Genomic DNA, 17868 nt, shown 5'->3' on the forward strand with positions numbered 1-17868 from the left:
CCGCGCGCATCCCCCACCCCGCCATCGCCCCGGCGGCCGCCTCCAGTACGTGTCGGGAGCGCGGCCGGGGCAGGCCCAGGCGGCCCGGAGGCATCGTGCGCACGGTGATGACCCTCAGCCGGCGGTCGAGGTAGGCGACGTCGATGGGGACGCGCATGCCGAAGGTGTGCACGCTGCCGGCGGGGGAGAGGAGCATGGCCCCCTCGACCGTGTCGCGGCCCAACAGGCCCCTGGTCCGCGCCCGGTAGGAGGCCGCGATCTCCAGCGGCACGGTGAGCGGGGCCCCGCCCTCGTCCGGATGGATCAGCAGACTCCCGTGACCGTCCCGCCAGCGCGCCATGTACCCGTCACCTCCGCGGTGACCGTACCCACGGCACGCCGGGCGTAAAGGAGCGGACGGCCAGGGGCGTTGTCAGTGGTCGCTGCCAGACTGCACGGCATGAGCGGCGAGCGTCCCGAAGTCCGGCTGAGGGCTGTCACGGAGGAGGACCTCCACGTCTTCCTCGTCCAGGAGCACGACCCCGAGGCGGTCCGGCGGTCGCGGTTCGCTCCCCGGCCGCGGGAGGCCTTCCTGCGGCACTGGCGGGAGCGGGTGCTCGGCGATCCCGACTGCCTGGTGCGGACCGTGGTCGCGGACGGGGAGCCGGCCGGGCACGTCGTCTCGTGGACGGAGGGCGAGCGGCGGTTCGTCGGCTACTGGCTGGGGCGGCCGTACTGGGGCCGGGGCGTGGGCTCCCGGGCGCTCGGACTCTTCCTGGAGCTGGACCGGGCGCGGCCGCTGTACGCCGACCCGTTCGCCGGCAACACGGCCTCCGTCCGCCTGCTGGAGAAACACGGCTTCGAGCGGGCCGGCACGGTCCGGCACGGCGAGGACGAGCACGTCCTGCTCGTCCTCGGCGGCTCCCCGGCCGGACAGGTCAGTTGCTGATCGGGTCCCCGGCCGGACGGTGGTCGCCGGTCGCGCCGTCGATCAGCTCGCGCAGGATGTCCATGTGGCCGGCGTGCCGTGCCGTCTCCTCGATCATGTGGACCAGCGTCCAGCGCAGGGACACGGACCGGTCCCGCCAGGCCGGCCGGCCCGGCGCGTCCAGGGGCAGTTCGGTGATCGTGCGGTCGGCGGCGGCGCGGGCGCGGCCGTAGAAGGAGACGATCTGCTCCGTCGTCTCGCCGGGGGCGATGCGCGTGTCCTCGTCCTGGTACGGGTCGAACCACAGCGGTTCGGCCTCGCGTCCGAACGTCTCCACGAACCAGCCGTACTCGACCGAGGCCAGGTGCTTGACCAGGCCGAGCAGGGTCGTACCGGTGGGCGTCATCGGCCGGCGCAACTGCTCGTCGTCGAGTCCCTCCAGCTTCCAGAGCACGGCGTCCCGGTGCCGGTCCAGGCTCGCGTGCAGGATGCGCTTCTCGTCCGTGGCGTCACCCGTGGCGCCATCAGCGGTGTCGTCGGGAGTGCCCTCGCAGGCGCCGTCGGAGGCGGTCGTCGTCATGCGGCGGAAATTAGCAGGACCCGGTGACAGCGCGCTGCGATCATGGCGGACATGGCAGAGCAGCGTTCCTTCGCGGATCTCGTCGCCGAGGGGGCCGCGGCGCCCACCGAGGGATGGGACTTCTCCTGGTTCGAGGGGCGGGCCACCGAGGCGCGGCCGTCCTGGGGGTACGCCCGTTCGGCGGGGGAGCGGCTGGCCCGCGCCGAGGCCGCGCTCGACATCCAGACCGGGGGCGGCGAGGTGCTGGACTTCGCCCTGGGCCGGGCCGAGCCGGACCGGCCGTCGCTGGTCGCCGCCACCGAGGGCTGGCCGCCGAACGTCGCCAGGGCCACCGCACTGCTGCGGCCGCGCGGTGTGGTGGTCGTCGCCGCGGCCGACGACGAGCCGCTGCCGTTCGCCGACGGGGCCTTCGACCTGCTCCTGAGCCGGCACCCGGTGCGTCCCCACTGGGACGAGATCGCCCGGGTGCTGCGGCCCGGCGGCACCTACTTCGCCCAGCACGTCGGGCCCGCCAGTGTGTTCGAGCTCGTCGAGTTCTTCCTGGGACCCCAGCCCGCGCACGTGCGCGGCGCCCGCGACCCCGAGGGCGAGCGGGCCGCGGCGGAGGCGGCCGGCCTGCGGGTGGTGGACCTGAGGGCGGAGCGGCTGCGGATGGAGTTCCGCGACATCGCCGCCGTCGTGTACTTCCTGCGCAAGGTGGTCTGGATGGTGCCGGGCTTCACGGCCGAGGCGTACGAACCGCGGCTGCGCGCGCTGCACGAGCGGATCGAGCGGGAGGGCCCCTTCGTGGCGCACAGCGCCCGGCATCTGTTCGACGTCCGAAAACCGACCCGCTGACGGGCCGACAGGACACCGGGACGGGCACCGCCCGGTTCACCCGGGGTTCATCCGAAGTCTCCCCGGGGTTTCCACATCGTTATCGGCGACGACTCACACGCGCCCCACGCGTCACATAGGTTCAGGCCAAGGTAATTCGCGCCAGCAAAACCGCGCGGGCGGTACCGCGCAGTGGAGGGGGCTGCGCGGTGCCGCGATGCCCCGGAAGCCCGTAGCGGAACCGTCAAGTCACCGTTCGCTGACCGGGTAGCCCGTCGGAGGGATCCCCGGACAACTCGCCGAGGTGTCCCCAAGACGGCCCAAACCCTGTACATCACTCCGTATAGGGCCGGATCGCCTGGGAATCCACTGTGAACCAGCCATGAGACGCCCCTGAATACACCATTCCGGGCCCCTCCGGGCGTCGCCGGTCGACTCCGGAGAGTAGTTGTGCCACGCCGATGCGCGCGCCGGCCCTCACGAAGGGTTATGGTGGAAACCCCCCCTCGGGCCGGTCCGTCTCCCCCCCACGGACCGGCCCGTTTTTTCTTCCTCGTCGCACCCTGCGAAGGCGCCGGAGCCTCGCCGGAGTAACCTCAAGCCCTGCGGGGGGACCACAACCGCGCCATATGGAGGGGCTCACCGTGAACCTGCGCGACAAGCTGCGCGGCCTGCTCGTCAGGCTCTACGCACGCCGGGTCGAGGGTCACCTGGACCACGCTCAGGTGCCGAAGCACATCGGCGTGATCATGGACGGCAACCGCCGCTGGGCCAAGGCCGCGGGCTCCACCACGGTCCACGGCCACCGGGCCGGTGCCGACAAGATCGAGGAGTTCCTCGGCTGGTGCTCCGAGACCGACGTCGAGGTCGTCACCCTGTGGCTGCTGTCCACGGACAACTTCGACCGCGCGCAGGAGGAACTGGGCCCCCTGCTCGGCATCATCGAGGACGTCGTGCGCACCCTCGCCGCCGACGGCCGCTGGCGGGTGCACCACGTCGGCACCCCCGACCTGCTGCCCGCCGGGATGCAGCGCACCCTCAAGGAGGCCGAGGAGACCACCGCCCACGTCGAGGGAATAGTGGTGAACGTGGCCATCGGCTACGGCGGCCGCCAGGAGATCGCCGACGCCGTGCGCTCCATGCTCCTCGACGCCCGGGACAAGGGCGTCTCCCTGGACGACCTCGCCGACTCCGTCGACATCGACATGATCGGCCGTCACCTCTACACCGGCGCCCAGCCCGACCCGGACCTGGTCATCCGCACCAGCGGCGAGCAGCGGCTGTCCGGATTCATGCTCTGGCAGACGGCGCACTCCGAGTACTACTTCTGCGAGGTCTTCTGGCCGGCCTTCCGCAAGGTGGACTTCCTGCGCGCGCTGCGCGACTACGCCGCACGCCACCGCCGTTACGGCGGCTGACAGCCGCACCCGGACACACCGGACGCCCCGCCGCCGACCGTGCGGCGGGGCGTTCCGTATACCCCGGTTGGGGCGGAAGTAACGACGAGTTCACCGTCGCGCTGTTGGCCACTTCTGCATGGTGGCGCGTGTTCGAGGGCATAAGGCAACCAGGTCGACGCCCGAACCACGGGTGTCGGATCTCAGCGGGCGGCACGGGGCCGTCCCGCCCGGGAGGCCCTTTGCACCAGCCCGACCGTGCGCTCACCGCACGGAAGCAGCCGCGGAGGCCCGGTGTCCGGCCCGCCTCGCGCGGGAGCCGGGTACCGGTCGCGATGCTCCCGCTCTCCCGGCCCGGTTTCCGTCTCGTCGCTCCCCGACCTCATCCGAGGGGGTACGTCCTTCCGTGGTGACCAGCGCAAAGCGCCGCATGCCAGACCGGCGCACCTATGTTCTCGACACCAGCGTCCTGCTGGCCGACCCGAACGCCCTGACCCGCTTCGACGAGCACGAGGTCGTGCTCCCCATCGTCGTGGTCACGGAACTGGAGGCCAAGCGGCACCATCCCGAACTCGGCTACTTCGCCCGCCAGGCCCTGCGCCTACTGGACGACTACCGGGTGCGGAACGGCCGCCTCGACGCCCCCATCCCGATCGGGGAGCTGGGCGGGACCGTCCGTGTCGAGCTCAACCACTCGGACCCCAGCGTGCTGCCCAGCGGCTACCGCCTGGGGGACAACGACTCCCGCATCCTCGCGGTGGCCCGCAACCTGCAGGCGGAGGGGTTCGACGTCACCGTCGTCTCGAAGGACCTGCCCCTGCGGATCAAGGCGTCCTCCGTCGGCCTGCTGGCCGAGGAGTACCGCGCCGAACTCGCCATCACGGAGAACTCCGGCTGGACCGGAATGTCCGAACTGACGCTCCCCGGCGAGCAGGTGGACATCCTCTTCGACGAGGGTCGCGTGTACGTCCCGGAGGCCTCGGACCTCCCCGTGCACACCGGCCTGACCATCCAGTCCGAACGCGGCAAGGCACTCGGCCGGGTCACCGCCGAGGGCAGCGTCCGGCTGGTGCGCGGCGACCGGGAGGCGTTCGGCATCAAGGGCCGCAGCGCCGAGCAGCGCATCGCGCTCGACCTGCTGCTCGACCCGGACGTCGGCATCGTCTCGATGGGCGGCCGGGCCGGCACCGGCAAGTCGGCGCTCGCGCTCTGCGCGGGCCTGGAGGCGGTCCTGGAGCGCCGCCAGCACCAGAAGGTGATGGTCTTCCGGCCGCTGTACGCGGTGGGCGGCCAGGAACTGGGCTATCTGCCGGGTTCCGAGGCGGAGAAGATGAGCCCCTGGGCGCAGGCCGTCTTCGACACGCTGTCCGCGGTCACCAGCCGCGAGGTCATCGAGGAGGTCACCGCGCGCGGCATGCTGGAGGTCCTGCCGCTCACCCACATCCGGGGCCGCTCCCTGCACGACGCGTTCGTCATCGTCGACGAGGCCCAGTCCCTGGAACGGAACGTCCTGCTGACCGTTCTGTCCCGGATCGGCGCGAACTCCCGTGTCGTTCTCACCCATGACGTGGCACAGCGGGACAATCTGCGGGTGGGGCGCTACGACGGTGTGGTCGCCGTCGTGGAGAAGCTGAAGGGGCATCCCCTTTTCGCGCACGTCACGCTGACGCGTTCCGAGAGGTCCCAGATTGCGGCGCTTGTGACCGAAATGCTGGAGGACGGCCACATCTGATGCGGTGACGCCCATCTGGCGTCCGGGTGACGTTCGTTGGCGCCGTCCGGCAAAGGCCAAGAGCCTAGCCGGGCGGCGCCTTCGCGTGTGGCGGTTTCCAGAAATCCCTGGCGGCAAACGAGGTGTGAGCTTTCACACGCAACACAGAATTGCCACCCGGTGCCGGGTTACGGCAGAGTCTCATTCCTGTCAGGCCCCGCATACGACACACCTGTACCCCCAGCGGTACGGCACCACCGAGGCATCGCCTTCAACTCCATAGCGTCGTCGTATGCCGCCCGAGCACCATGCGGCGCTCCCTTCAGGGGAGTTGCCCACCGGGCCCGCGCCTCCCGTGACCCCGCAGTTGGGAGGCCAGTGTCAGGGGGCACGATTGCGTCCGCCAGGGTCACCGAAGCGGGCGATGCTGGAAGGAAACCGTGTGAGCCGGATTTCGGTCCGGGGACTGGCAGTGGCTTCGGCCACCGCGGTCACCGCTGTCGGAAGCGTCGTCGGTGTTGCCTCGGGCAGCACCGCGCAGCCCAACGACGCCGAGGCGACGGCAGCCGACACCACGCTCCTCGCGGACATACCCGTAGGTGAGCAGGCGCAGGTCCAGACCGCGTCCCTGACGCAGCAGGCCGACGCGCAGGCCATCGCCGCGGACGCGAGCGCCAAGAAGGATGCCGAGGCCGCCGCCCGCAAGGCAGCCGCCGAAACCGCCATCGCCAAGAAGGAGGCCGCGCAGCAGAAGGCCGCCAAGGAGGCGAAGGAGCGCGCCGAGGCGAAGACCGCGGCCACCCGCTCCACCCGTGACACCTCCAGCTTCCCCGTCCAGGGCAGCTACACCGTCGCGCAGATCCAGGCGATGGCCAGCCAGATGGTGGGCGCCGGCCAGTTCCAGTGCTTCAGCAACATCGTGGACCACGAGTCCAGCTGGAACTACCGTGCCGTCAACGCCTCCTCCGGCGCCTATGGACTCTTCCAGGCCCTGCCCGGCTCCAAGATGTCCTCCGTCGGTGCCGACTGGCAGACCAACCCGGCCACCCAGATCAAGTGGGGCCTCAACTACATGAACAGCCGGTACGGCAGCCCTTGTCAGGCGTGGTCGTTCTGGCAGGCCAACCACTGGTACTAGGCCGCCCGGTCACAACCCGACCTCGCAGAGCCCCTCCCCGTCCCAGGGGGAGGGGCTTTCGCCCTGTACGGTCGTATGCGAACGACTCCAGGGGCTGGTGTGGCGTACACCCGGGGACGCGGGGGAAGAGGACGAAGCATGTCGCGAGTGCCAGGGTGGCTCGGCCGGCTCGGAGCCGGTCTGACCGAGATGAGCGAGCGCCTTGACGAGCGCCGCGCCGAGGTGGACCAGGACGACGGGCAGGTATCGGCCCCCGCCCGCCGGGCCGCCGATCCGGTGGTGCCCGCACCCCGGCCGGCCGCGCCGTCCGGGCCCCGCCCCGACCCCGCCCAGGCGGTGCCCTGGGGTGTGCGGGTCGCCGCCGAGGCCGGCTGGCGGCTGCTGGTCCTGGCCGGGACCGTGTGGGTCCTCATGCGGGTCATCAGCGCCGTGCAGCTGGTGGTCTTCGCCTTCGTCATCGCCCTGCTGGTCACCGCGCTGCTCCAGCCGACGGTCGCCCGGCTCACCCGGCGCGGGGTGCCGCGCGGTCCGGCCACCGCGCTGACCGCCATCCTCGGCTTCGTCGTCATCGGCCTGATGGGCTGGTTCGTGACCTGGCAGGTCATGGAGAACATCGACACGCTCTCCAACCAGATCCAGAACGGCATCGACGATCTGCGCAACTGGCTGCTGAAGAGTCCCTTCCACGTCACCGACAAGCAGATCAACCAGATCGCCAAGAACCTGCGCGAGGCCATCGGCGCGAACACCGACCAGATAACGTCCGCGGGTCTGGAGGGAGTCCAGGTCGTCGTCGAGGCGCTGACCGGCATCCTGCTGGTGTTCTTCTCGACGCTGTTCCTGCTCTACGACGGCGAGCGCATCTGGCAGTGGTTCCTGAAGCTGGTGCCCGCCGCGGCCCGGCCTGGCGTGGCCGGGGCCGGCCCGCGGGCCTGGCGCACCCTGACGGCCTACGTCCGGGGCACGGTCCTGGTCGCCCTCATCGACGCCATCTTCATCGGCATCGGCATCTACTTCCTCGACGTGCCGATGGCCGTCCCGCTGGCCGTCTTCATCTTCCTGTTCTCCTTCATCCCCCTGGTCGGCGCGGTCGCCTCCGGTGCGCTGGCGGTGATCGTGGCGCTGGTGACCCAGGGTGTCTTCACGGCCCTGATGACGCTGGTCGTGGTGCTCGCCGTCCAGCAGATCGAGGGCCACGTGCTGCAGCCGTTCATCCTCGGCCGCGCGGTGCGCGTCCACCCCCTGGCCGTGGTCCTCACGGTGGCGGCCGGCGGCATGGTGGCCGGCATCGGCGGCGCGGTGGTGGCCGTACCGCTGGTGGCGGTGACGAACACGGTGGTGGGCTATCTGCGGCAGTACTCGCTGGAGGCCCAGCAACCGCAGTCACCGCCCGAGCCGGCCGACGAGGTACCCGTCGCCGTCGAGGAGGAGAACGCGCAGGACCCCGCCCACGAGGTGTGAGCGGGGTCCCGGGGGAACCACTGCCGTACTACTCGGCGAGAACGGCCTCGGCGTCCAGGGTGACGCCGACCGCCTGGACCACGGAAGCGATCTTGAACGCCTCCTGGACCACCTCGCGCTCGACGCCGGCCTTGCGCAGCACCTGCTCGTGCGAGTCCAGGCACATGCCGCAGCCGTTGATCGCGGAGACCGCGAAGGACCACAGCTCGAAGTCGACCTTCTCGACACCGGGGTTGCCGATGACGTTCATCCGCAGACCCGCGCGCAGGGTGCCGTACTCGTGGTCCGACAGCAGGTGGCGGGTGCGGTAGAAGACGTTGTTCATCGCCATGACGGCGGCCGCGGCCTTGGCGGCGGTGTACGCCTCCGGCGACAGGTTCGCCTTGGCCTCCGGCTCCAGCTCACGCAGCACGATCGGGGAGCGGGAGGCGATGGCGGTCGCCAGCACGGTGCCCCACAACTGCTGCGCCGGCAGGTCGGAGTTGCCGATGACCGAGCCCAGGTTGAGCTTCAGGTCCTTGGCGTAGTCCGGGACGAGGGACTTCAGCGAGTCGAGCGACATGGGTCACTCACCAGCCAGCAGCGCGACCGGGTCGAGGGTCTCGTCGCCCTTGCTCCAGTTGCACGGGCAGAGCTCGTCGGTCTGCAGGGCGTCCAGGACCCGCAGGACCTCCTTGGGGTTACGGCCGACGGAGCCGGCGGTCACCATGGTGAACTGGATCTCGTTGTTCTGGTCGACGATGAAGACGGCGCGCTTGGCGAAGCCGTCCTCGCCCTCGATGCCCAGGTCGCGCATCAGCTCGTGCTTGGAGTCGGCCATCATCGGGAACGGCAGGTCACGCAGGTCGTCGTGGTCCTTGCGCCAGGCGTGGTGGACGAACTCGGAGTCACCGGAGAAGCCGAGGATCTGCGCGTCGCGGTCGGCGAACTCGTCGTTCAGCTTGCCGAACGCGGCGATCTCGGTCGGGCACACGAAGGTGAAGTCCTTGGGCCAGGCGAACACGATCTTCCACTTGCCCTCGTAGGTCTTGTGGTTGATCGTCTCGAACTCCTTGCCCTTCTCCAGCGAGACGCAGGCGGTCAGTTCGAACTCGGGGAACTTGTCACCGACAGTGAGCACTTGCTCTCCTTGCAGCTAGGAAACACCCTTTTTGGGGGATTTTCCCTTTGGGTTGGACGTTGTCGATGTTGGCACAGGGTGCATTGATTAGTGAAATAGCTACACTCGGTCGAGTTGATCGGAGGTATCTATCAGTGACCATCAGTAGCGGGAAGCGGAGGCAGCCGAGCCTCGCGCAGCTGCGCGCCTTCGCCGCCGTGGCCGAGCACCTGCACTTCCGGGACGCGGCGGCCGCCATCGGGATGAGCCAGCCCGCCCTGTCCGGCGCGGTCTCGGCGCTGGAGGAGACCCTGGGCGTGACCCTCCTCGAGCGTACGACGCGCAAGGTGCTGCTCTCGCCCGCCGGCGAGCGGCTCGCGGTGCGCGCCAAGGCCGTGCTGGACGAGGTCGCGGCGCTGCTGGAGGAGGCAGAGGCGGTCCGCGCGCCGTTCACCGGTGTGCTGCGGCTCGGGGTGATCCCGACCGTCGCGCCCTATCTGCTGCCCACCGTGCTGCGGCTGGTGCACGAACGGTACCCGCACCTCGACCTCCAGGTGCACGAGGAACAGACCGCGAACCTCGTCGAGGGCCTGAACTCCGGCCGCCTCGACCTGCTGCTGCTCGCCGTCCCGCTCGGTGTCCCCGGCGTCACCGAACTCCCGCTGTTCGACGAGGACTTCGTGCTGGTCACCCCGATGGACCACTGGCTCGGCGGCCGGGAGGGCATCCCGCGCGAGGCCCTGAGGGAGCTGAACCTGCTGCTCCTGGACGAGGGCCACTGCCTGCGCGACCAGGCGCTGGACATCTGCCGCGAGGCCGGGCGGGAGGACGCCCCGGTCACCACCACCGCCGCCGGGCTCTCCACCCTGGTGCAGCTGGTGGCGGGCGGCCTCGGCTGCACCCTGCTCCCGCGCACCGCCGTCAAGGTGGAGACCACCCGCAGCAGCCAGCTGCTCACCGGGTACTTCGCCGAACCCGCCCCGAGCCGCCGGATCGCCCTCGCCATGCGCACCGGCTCCGCCCGCGGCGCGGAGTACGGGCAACTCGCCGAGGCGCTGCGCGAGGCCATGTGCCCGCTGCCCGTCCGGGTCCTCGGCACCGACGGCTGAGCACCCGGGCGCCGTAAGAAGTGCCGAGGACGACGACGCCGCATGGGCCCCCGGCGGGAGGGCCCATGCGGCGGTCGGCGACGGGGCGGGGGCTACTCGGTGCGCAGGCCGTCCGGGCGCATCAGGCGCAGCAGCGGAGGCAGGCTGAGCAGGGTGACCGCGACGACGACCGCGGCGCCGATGCCGGTCATCGTCAGCACGCCCGGCCAGTCGACGCCCACCGTCGCACCGACCATCTTCAGCAGCACCGCGCCGAGCGTCAGCCCCACGGCCGCCGCGAGCAGCAGGCCGAGCGCGATCGGGATGGCCGTCTGCCACAGCACCGACAGGCTCAGCGTGCGCCGGCGGGTGCCGAAGGCGACCAGCGCCGACAGCAGCTTCTTGCGCTCGCGCAGCTGCTCCAGCTGGGAGACCAGCAGGCTCGCGCCGATCAGCGCCAGCACGCAGGTGGCGCCCACCAGCAGACCGGTGCGGATGGAGGTGAACTTCCTGGACTGCTCGGTGGACGACCACTCCATCGCGTCCGCCAGCGGGTCCACCCCGGCCGCCGTGTTGCGGACGTACTCGCGCACGTCGGGCACCGACTCGTCGAGCGCCAGGTAGACCTGGGTGCGCATGGCCCCGGCCAGCCGCCCGGGCGTCGCGGCCGGGGTCAGCAGCAGGCCGCTCGTGACGTTCCCGGTCGGGCCGTCGACCGCGCGGGCGTGCTTCAGACCGCCCGGCACGGACCAGATGAGGTCCCGTCCCGGGATCAGGCCGTTGCCGGTCTCGACATGGAGCCTGCGGCCCGGCACGGCGAGCTTCCTCGTGTCGCTGTCCATCTGCTTGTCCCCGCCCGTGGCCACGAAGACGTCACCGTCGTGGCAGGAGGGCAGCTTCGCCACCTCGCGCAGCGCGGCGCAGTCGCCGACGGTGGCGCTCGACGAGGTGTGCGGCCCGTTCTCGGTGTTCCAGGCGCCGTCGGCCACCTGGAGGTCGCCCAGCGCGATGGCCTTCCGTACGCCCCGGGTGGCGGTGAAGTCCCGGTCGGCGGAGCCGAGCGCGGTGCCCCGGGGGAGCTGGACCTGCATCTGGATGCGGTCGACGTCCTGCCCCGTGTCCTTGGTGTAGTCGCCCTCGACGCCCGCGAACAGCATCTGCAGGGCGATCGCGCCGGCCACCGCCACCGCGATGCCGTTCACCAGCCTGGCCGCCGTGCCGCTGCTCAACTGAAGCCTGCGTACGGCGAGTTGCCAGGCGATGCCGCCCGGTCCGAGCCGGCCGACCACGGCCTCCACGACCCACGGCAGCAGCGCGGTGACCCCGACGAGCAGCAGCAGCACGCCGCCGATCACCAGGTACTGGTTGAAGGAGCCGTTCGACCGGCCCTGGCCGATCATCGGGGCGAGCATCGCCAGTCCGCCCAGCGGCAGCAGCAGCCGCCACCACAGCCGGCGCTTGGCGGGCCTGGCCGTACGGACCACGCCCAGCGGTTCGATGACCACGCCGCGCAGGGCGAGCAGGGTGACCAGCACCGCGGCGGCCGGGACCGTGACCGCGACCAGCGCGGCCAGCGCGGGCGTGGGGTTGAGGTAGCTGGGGAAGACGCTGATGCCGAGGATCTCCGCCGAGCCGGCGAGCCGGCGGCCGATCAGGAAGAAGACGGTGCCGAACACCAGCCCGACCAGCGAGCCCGCGAGGGCCTCGCCGGCGGCGATCCGGCGGGTCATCCGGCTGTCGGAACCGACCAGCCGCAGCGCCGCCAGCCTGCGGTCGCGCCGCTCGCCGCCGAACCGCACGGCCGCGGCGATGAACACGGCGACCGGCATCAGCAGCACCACGAACACGACGAGCACCAGCAGGATCAGCACCGGGTCGGTGTGCGACGGTGCCGCGTTCGGGTTGCCGAACGAGGTGATCCGGGCGGTCTGCCAGCCGTTGATGCGGGGTGCCAGGTCCTTCGCACCGGCGTAGTAGGCCAGTTCGTGGGAGCCGATGAGTCCGGACTCCCCGATGGTGCCGGTCACCCGGTAGGGCAGCCGCTCGCGCAGCAGCCTGCCGTCGGCCGAGCCGAGCAGTCGCTTCAGGGCCGGGGAGACGACCATGTCGCCCGGCGCCGGGTAGCGGGTCAGACCGGGGGCGATCGGTGCCCGCGGCCCCTCGGGCTCCACCAGGCGGCCGCGGACGTCGGCTCCGTGGTACGTCGAATCGGCGTCCGCGATCACCAGGGTGTTGTCCGCCCTGGCCGTGTGCTCCCGGCCGTAGGTGTAGTCCAGACGGGCCTGGTCGCGGTCGTGCCGGACCGCCAGGGCGCTGGGCAGGGCGGTCGTCAGCAGCAGCAGCGCGACGCCGAGCCCCACGCCGATGGCCGTGAGCAGCACCCGGGCCCAGCCCTCGCGGCCGCCGGTGAAGGCGAACCGGGCCCCCAGGGCCAGGTCCCTGGACCACTGCCGCACCCTCATATGGCCCGCTCCATGTCCCGGGACCTGCCGTCGCGCACGACGATCTCGCGGTCCGAGTAGGCCGCGACCCGTGCCTCGTGCGTGACGAGGACGACGGCCGCGTCGGTGGACCGGGCCGCGTCGGTGAGCAGCTCCATGACCCGCTCGCCGTTGAGCGAGTCCAGCGCGCCGGTGGGTTCGTCGGCGAACAGCACCCGGGGCCCGGTGACCAGGCTGCGCGCCACCGCGACCCGCTGTCCCTGACCGCCGGAGACCTCACCGGGCCGCTTGCCCTTGAGGTCGTCGACCTCCAGGCGCTCCATCCAGCCCAGCGCCGCCTTCTCGGCCGCCTTGCGGGAGGTGCCGTTCAGCCGCAGCGGAAGCGCCACGTTCTCCACGCAGGTCAGCTCGGGGACGAGCTGTCCGAACTGGAAGACGAACCCGAAGTCGCTGCGCCTGAGCGCGCTGCGCTCGGCGTCGCTCATGGTGGCCAGCTCGCGGCCCGCGTAGGTGATCGAGCCGGAGTCGGGCCGGACGATCCCGGCGAGGCAGTGCAGCAGTGTCGACTTGCCGGACCCGGAGGGTCCCATGACGGCGACGACCTCGCCGGGGTGGATGGAGAACCCGGCGCCGTCGAGGGCGAGCGTGGGGCCGTACGCCTTGCGCAGGTCCTCGGCGACGAGCAGGGAACCGGGGGGAGGGGTCATCGGGTCACCTCCGCGCGGAGCTTGTCCAGCCGGGCTGCGGTCAGTTCCAGCCAGCGCAGGTCGGCTTCCAGGTGGAACAGGGCGTGGTCGCAGATCAGCTGGTCCGCGAGATCGCCCTTGCGCTTGCGGTCCGTCAGGACGCGCATGCTGCGCAGGTGTTCGGCGCGCTGGGTGTCGAGGATGTCGGCCGCGTCCCGGTGGGTGAGCAGCGCGAGGACGACCTTGGTGTAGAGGGTCGACTGGAGGTACTCCTCCGGCTTCTCCGGGGTCGCGAGCCAGCGCGCCACGTCGGTGACGCCGGCGTCCGTGATGGCGTACCGCTTGCGCTCGGGGCCGCCGCCGGCCTCGATCCCGTCGACTTGGACGAGTCCGTTCTTCAGCAGCCGGGACATCGTCGAGTAGACCTGGCCGTAGTGCAGCGGCCGGTCGTGACCGAACTTCTCGTCAAAGGCCCGCTTCAGGTCGTAGCCGTGGCGCGGGCCGGACTCAAGGAGCCCCAGGAGGGTGTGACCGATGGACATGGCAGCACTCTACACACGGTGTATACGCACTATGTATACGCGGAGTGTGTAGCCCGTGGCGTGGGGTGTGCGCGGGGAGTGTGGCCGGTACGACGGTGCAGGTGGGGCGCGATTGTCACGGTTCTGCGACAGGCGGCCGGCCCCGCCGCGGCAGCGGACCGGTGTCCTTCGGCAGCCGCCCGGCGTCGGCCAGCGCCTTGCGCAGCAGGAACTCGATCTGGGCGTTGGCCGACCGCAGCTCGTCCCCGGCCCAGCGCGCCAGGGCCTCGTACACCTGCGGGTCGAGCCTCAGCAGCACCTGCTTGCGCTGCTGAGGCCGGCGCCGCGGGGCCGGGCTGGCGGGGGCGCCCTCGACCGGGCCCTCGGGGGGAGTCGTCACTGGTAGAGCGTCCCGGTGTTCAGCACGGGCTGCGGGGCCCGGTCGCCGCACAGCACCACCATCAGGTTGGACACCATCGCCGCCTTCCGTTCGTCGTCCAGCTCCACGATGTCCCGCTCCGCGATCCGGGCGAGCGCGGCCTCCACCATGCCGACCGCGCCGTCCACGATCTGCCGCCGGGCCGCTACGACCGCGCCGGCCTGCTGGCGCTGGAGCATCGCCGAGGCGATCTCGGGAGCGTACGCGAGATGCGTGAACCGCGACTCGATGACGCTCACCCCGGCCGCCTCCACGCGCGCCTGGAGTTCCACGGCCAGCTTCTCGGTGATCTCCTCGGCGTTGCCGCGCAGCGAGAGGCCGTCCTCCTCGTGGGCGTCGTAGGGGTACTCGATGGCGATGTGCCGGACCGCGGTCTCGGTCTGGGTGGCGACGAACTCGGCGAAGTCGTCCACCTCGAAGGTGGCCTGCGCGGTGTCCTGGACCTTCCACACCACGACCGCGGCCAGCTCGATCGGGTTGCCGTAGGCGTCGTTGACCTTCAGCACCGCGGTCTCGTGGTTGCGCACCCGGGTGGAGACGCGGGTGCGCGAGGTGAAGGGGTTCACCCAGCGCAGGCCGTCCTGCCGGATCGTGCCCCGGTACCGGCCGAACAGCTGGACCACACGCGCCTCCCCGGGCGCGACCGTGTTCAGGCCGCGCATCGCGATGACCGCGGCGAGGAAGACCAGGAAGCCGCCGGCGACGAACCCGCCCTCGGCGCCCCCGGTGTCGGCCGAGGACCCGGCGGCGAACAGGGCGGCGGCGACGCCGAGCCCCAGCAGGCCGAGCAGCAGGGCGAGCCCGCCGCCGATGCTGTGCGCCGGGAACTCCCGCACGCGGGGTGCGGGCATCTCGGGTACGTCGGCCGTCGCGGACGCGTCGTGTGCGGACATGATGGGTCCCCCCGTCTCGGAACGTCTATCGTGCTTCTAGCTAAGTGATATCACTTTTGCTTGTCAAGCAACCCAGTGCCCTCCCCAGCCGTCGGTTCCCTTGGGGTCGGGTGCTGATTGTCACGTCCGCAAAAGAGCGGATCGGACGCCCTTTGTCATATAGACGGGTGTTAGCTTTCGGAGCTGACCTCACGACGGAAGCGGAGCGTAGGGACTCATGGGACGAGCGGAAGAGAGACGTGCGCGACAGCGCGGGGGCCACCGCGCGGCACCCAGGCGTTCCCAGTCCGTCGCCGCGCCCACGGCCGGCGCCAGGCCCGCCAAGGGCCGAATACGCAGGCTGTTCACCTGGAAGAAGATGCTCGGCACGTTCCTGGGGCTGTGCCTGCTCGGCATCGGCGGCTTCGTCGTGCTGTACATGCTCGTCGACGTGCCCAAGGGCAACGCCGCCGCCCGGCAGCAGAGCAACATCTACAAGTACAGCGACGGCTCGGTCCTGGCCCGCGTCGGCACGGTCAACCGCGAGAGTGTCGACCTCGCCAAGGTGCCCAAGCCGGTCCAGCACACCTTCGTCGCGGCGGAGAACAAGACCTTCTACCACGACTCCGGAATCGACGTGAAGGGCCTGGCCCGGGGCCTGTTCAACACGGTCAGCGGCCACGGCACCCAGGGCGGCTCGACGATCACCCAGCAGTACGTCAAGAACTACTACCTCAACCAGGACCAGACGGTCACCCGCAAGCTCAAGGAGATGGTCATCTCCCTGAAGGTGGACCGCCGTCTGACCAAGGAGCAGATCCTCGCGGGCTACATCAACACCAGCTACTACGGCCGCAACGCCTACGGCATCCAGGCCGCCGCGCAGGCCTACTACCGCACCGACGCGAGCAAGCTCACCGTCCAGAAGGGCGCCTACCTCGCCGCCCTGCTCCAGGCACCCAGCCAGTACGACTGGACGGTCGCCGGACCCGTGGGCAAGCGGCTGGTGCAGGAGCGCTGGAACTACGTCCTGGACAACATGGTCAAGCAGAAGTGGCTGGACCCCACCGAGCGCCAGAACATGAAGTTCGCCGACGCCATCCCCGAAGACCCCAAGGGCACGCCGGGTGAAGAAGGACAGAAGGGCTACCTGGTCCAGCTCGCCAACCAGCAGCTCGAACAGCGGCTGATGAGCGACGAGGGCATGTCCCGGTCCCAGGCCGAGGCCGCCGTGGTGGACCGCGGCTGGACCATCACCCTGAACATCGACAAGAAGCGGCAGAAGGCGCTGGAGCAGGCGATCAAGTCGCAGCTCACCAGCAAGCTCGCCCCGAAGAAGCGCAAGGTCGACGGCAACGTCCAGGCCGGCGCCGTGTCGGTGGACCCGAAGACGGGCCACATCGTCGCCCTCTACGGCGGCCAGGACTACTTCAAGCACTACTACAACAACGCCACCCGCCGCGACTACCAGCCCGCCTCCACCTTCAAGCCGGTGATCCTCGCCGCCGCGCTGGAGCAGAACGCCACGACGCAGACCGGCAAGCCCATCAACGCCGGGACCGTCTACGACGGCACCAGCGGCCGCCAGGTCCTCGACCACGGCAGCAAGGTCGGCTTCGGCCCGCCCAACGAGGACCACGTCGACTACGGCCCCATCACCGTCCAGCAGGCCATGAACAAGTCCGTCAACTCCGTCTTCGCGCAGATGGGCGTCGACGTCGGCATGACCAAGGTGATGGACACGGCCAAGCAGCTCGGCATGGACACCGAGGGCATGCAGGCGGTGCCCGCGCAGACCCTCGGCTCGATGGGCGCCAGCCCCCTGGAGATGGCCGGGATCTACGCCACGTTCGACCACCACGGCCGCAAGGTCACCCCGTCCGTCGTGAAGACGGCCGAGCAGAAGGACCGCTCGGTCCGGATGCCCGACCCGATCGGCGAGCAGGTCCTCAGCCGCACGGCCGCCGACACGGTGACCTCCGTACTGACCGGCGTGGTCGACGACGGTACGGCCAGGGTGTCCGTGGCCGCGAACCCGCTGCGCGACGGCCAGCAGGTGGCGGGCAAGACCGGTACCTCCGACAAGAACCGGTCCGCCTGGTTCACCGGCTACACCCCCGACCTGGTCACCTCGGTGGGCCTGTTCGGTGAGAATCCCAAGCCCCCCCACGCCCACGAGTCCCTCCAGGGCGCGACCGGTCTGCTCCCACCGCCCGGCCGCATCAACGGCGGCGGCTACCCGGCGCAGATCTGGGCGGCGTACACCTTCGGCGTCACCCACAGGGCCACCTTCGACCTGGACACCACCCAGGGCGCGGCCGTCCAGCCGACGGACACGCCGAGCCCCACCCGGAGCCCGTCCGAGACGCCGTCCAGCACGCCGTCCTCCAGCTCGCCGTCGGCGTCCCAGTCGCCGAGCCGGACGCCCAGTCAGACGCCGAGCCGGACGCCGAGCCAGTCACCGTCCAGCCAGACACCGTCCCAGACCCCGAGTTCGGAGCCACCGACCGCGGACATCTCGCCGCAGAACCCGCTCGACCCGGCGGCCGGGTAGCAGCCCGGACAGGAGCAGCGCACGGGGAAGGGCGCCCGGTCCGCCGGGCGCCCTTCCCCATGGCGTCGCCGGCAGGGACAGCCGACGGACGGCGTCACGGACGGCCCGCTCGATCCCGACGGCGCCGGCGACCTCGGCCGGCGGACCACGAGCGAAAG

At 70.9% G+C, this 17868-nt stretch carries 17 protein-coding genes; 8 read left to right on the forward strand and 9 right to left on the reverse strand.

Going from position 1 to position 17868, the window contains the following annotated elements; translation table 11 throughout:
- Nucleotides 1-340 (reverse strand): DUF192 domain-containing protein (locus V7E45_RS07375; RefSeq protein WP_333773274.1); only part of this gene is annotated, 340 nt, incomplete at its 3' end.
- A gap of 99 nt (nucleotides 341-439) precedes the next feature.
- On the opposite strand from V7E45_RS07375, the gene V7E45_RS07380 reads away from it, so the two are divergent.
- Entirely contained in the window at nucleotides 440-928 is a 489-nt protein-coding gene (locus tag V7E45_RS07380; protein WP_333773275.1) for a GNAT family N-acetyltransferase, read from the forward strand.
- Here the strand turns inward: V7E45_RS07380 and V7E45_RS07385 are convergent.
- Nucleotides 918-1487, reverse strand: a complete 570-nt coding sequence (locus tag V7E45_RS07385) for a DinB family protein (RefSeq protein WP_333773276.1) — start codon at nucleotides 1485-1487, stop codon at nucleotides 918-920. The two genes, V7E45_RS07380 and V7E45_RS07385, sit on opposite strands and share 11 nt — an antisense overlap.
- Nucleotides 1488-1538: 51 nt before the next feature.
- On the opposite strand from V7E45_RS07385, the gene V7E45_RS07390 reads away from it, so the two are divergent.
- The 5 genes from V7E45_RS07390 (at nucleotide 1539) to V7E45_RS07410 (ending at nucleotide 8010) form a co-directional block, all read left to right on the forward strand.
- Complete coding sequence (locus V7E45_RS07390; protein ID WP_333773277.1) at nucleotides 1539-2324, forward strand: class I SAM-dependent methyltransferase; 786 nt, start codon at nucleotides 1539-1541, stop codon at nucleotides 2322-2324.
- Nucleotides 2325-2947: 623 nt separating this feature from the next.
- Nucleotides 2948-3721: an isoprenyl transferase gene (locus V7E45_RS07395; protein ID WP_333773278.1), complete on the forward strand. Its 774-nt coding sequence runs from the start codon at nucleotides 2948-2950 to the stop codon at nucleotides 3719-3721.
- A 385-nt stretch (nucleotides 3722-4106) separates the two neighbouring features.
- On the forward strand, nucleotides 4107-5432 hold the full coding sequence (locus V7E45_RS07400; RefSeq protein ID WP_333773279.1) for a PhoH family protein: 1326 nt from the start codon (nucleotides 4107-4109) through the stop codon (nucleotides 5430-5432).
- 403 nt (nucleotides 5433-5835) lie between these two features.
- Nucleotides 5836-6549: a transglycosylase SLT domain-containing protein gene (locus V7E45_RS07405; RefSeq protein WP_333773280.1), complete on the forward strand. Its 714-nt coding sequence runs from the start codon at nucleotides 5836-5838 to the stop codon at nucleotides 6547-6549.
- Between the two features lie 138 nt (nucleotides 6550-6687).
- Nucleotides 6688-8010 (forward strand): AI-2E family transporter, encoded by a 1323-nt coding sequence (locus tag V7E45_RS07410; protein ID WP_333773281.1) that lies wholly within the window; start codon nucleotides 6688-6690, stop codon nucleotides 8008-8010.
- A gap of 28 nt (nucleotides 8011-8038) precedes the next feature.
- Here the strand turns inward: V7E45_RS07410 and V7E45_RS07415 are convergent, their stop codons facing one another.
- Both V7E45_RS07415 and V7E45_RS07420 read right to left on the reverse strand, forming a co-directional pair.
- Complete coding sequence (locus V7E45_RS07415; RefSeq protein ID WP_020941952.1) at nucleotides 8039-8572, reverse strand: alkyl hydroperoxide reductase; 534 nt, start codon at nucleotides 8570-8572, stop codon at nucleotides 8039-8041.
- A 3-nt stretch (nucleotides 8573-8575) separates the two neighbouring features.
- Complete coding sequence (locus V7E45_RS07420; protein WP_333773282.1) at nucleotides 8576-9130, reverse strand: peroxiredoxin; 555 nt, start codon at nucleotides 9128-9130, stop codon at nucleotides 8576-8578.
- A 140-nt stretch (nucleotides 9131-9270) separates the two neighbouring features.
- Here V7E45_RS07420 and V7E45_RS07425 point away from each other — a divergent pair, with 140 nt between their 5' ends.
- Nucleotides 9271-10218 carry a LysR substrate-binding domain-containing protein gene (locus tag V7E45_RS07425; RefSeq protein WP_443055971.1) on the forward strand — a complete coding sequence of 316 codons (948 nt, stop codon included), beginning with the start codon at nucleotides 9271-9273 and terminating at the stop codon, nucleotides 10216-10218.
- 92 nt (nucleotides 10219-10310) lie between these two features.
- Here the strand turns inward: V7E45_RS07425 and V7E45_RS07430 are convergent, their stop codons facing one another.
- The 5 genes from V7E45_RS07430 to V7E45_RS07450 all read right to left on the reverse strand — a co-directional run bounded on the left by V7E45_RS07430 (nucleotide 10311) and on the right by V7E45_RS07450 (nucleotide 15177).
- Entirely contained in the window at nucleotides 10311-12659 is a 2349-nt protein-coding gene (locus V7E45_RS07430) for an FtsX-like permease family protein (protein ID WP_333773284.1), read from the reverse strand.
- The gene (locus V7E45_RS07435) at nucleotides 12656-13345 is read right to left on the reverse strand and encodes an ABC transporter ATP-binding protein (protein WP_319147734.1); all 690 of its coding nucleotides are present in this window, start codon (nucleotides 13343-13345) and stop codon (nucleotides 12656-12658) included. Before V7E45_RS07435 ends, V7E45_RS07430 begins: the two co-directional genes overlap by 4 nt.
- Nucleotides 13342-13866: a PadR family transcriptional regulator gene (locus tag V7E45_RS07440; RefSeq protein ID WP_333773285.1), complete on the reverse strand. Its 525-nt coding sequence runs from the start codon at nucleotides 13864-13866 to the stop codon at nucleotides 13342-13344. The genes V7E45_RS07435 and V7E45_RS07440 overlap by 4 nt, the downstream gene beginning before the upstream one ends.
- 115 nt (nucleotides 13867-13981) lie before the next feature.
- Nucleotides 13982-14245: a hypothetical protein gene (locus V7E45_RS07445; RefSeq protein ID WP_333773286.1), complete on the reverse strand. Its 264-nt coding sequence runs from the start codon at nucleotides 14243-14245 to the stop codon at nucleotides 13982-13984.
- A complete protein-coding gene (locus V7E45_RS07450) occupies nucleotides 14242-15177 on the reverse strand; it encodes an SPFH domain-containing protein (RefSeq protein WP_333773287.1) in 936 nt (311 codons plus the stop codon). Before V7E45_RS07450 ends, V7E45_RS07445 begins: the two co-directional genes overlap by 4 nt.
- A gap of 217 nt (nucleotides 15178-15394) precedes the next feature.
- On the opposite strand from V7E45_RS07450, the gene V7E45_RS07455 reads away from it, so the two are divergent.
- The gene (locus V7E45_RS07455) at nucleotides 15395-17710 is read left to right on the forward strand and encodes a transglycosylase domain-containing protein (protein ID WP_333773288.1); all 2316 of its coding nucleotides are present in this window, start codon (nucleotides 15395-15397) and stop codon (nucleotides 17708-17710) included.
- Nucleotides 17711-17868: the final 158 nt, after the last annotated feature.

The sequence above is a fragment of the Streptomyces sp. IBSBF 3136 genome (genome assembly GCF_036815105.1).
Classification (GTDB): domain Bacteria; phylum Actinomycetota; class Actinomycetes; order Streptomycetales; family Streptomycetaceae; genus Streptomyces.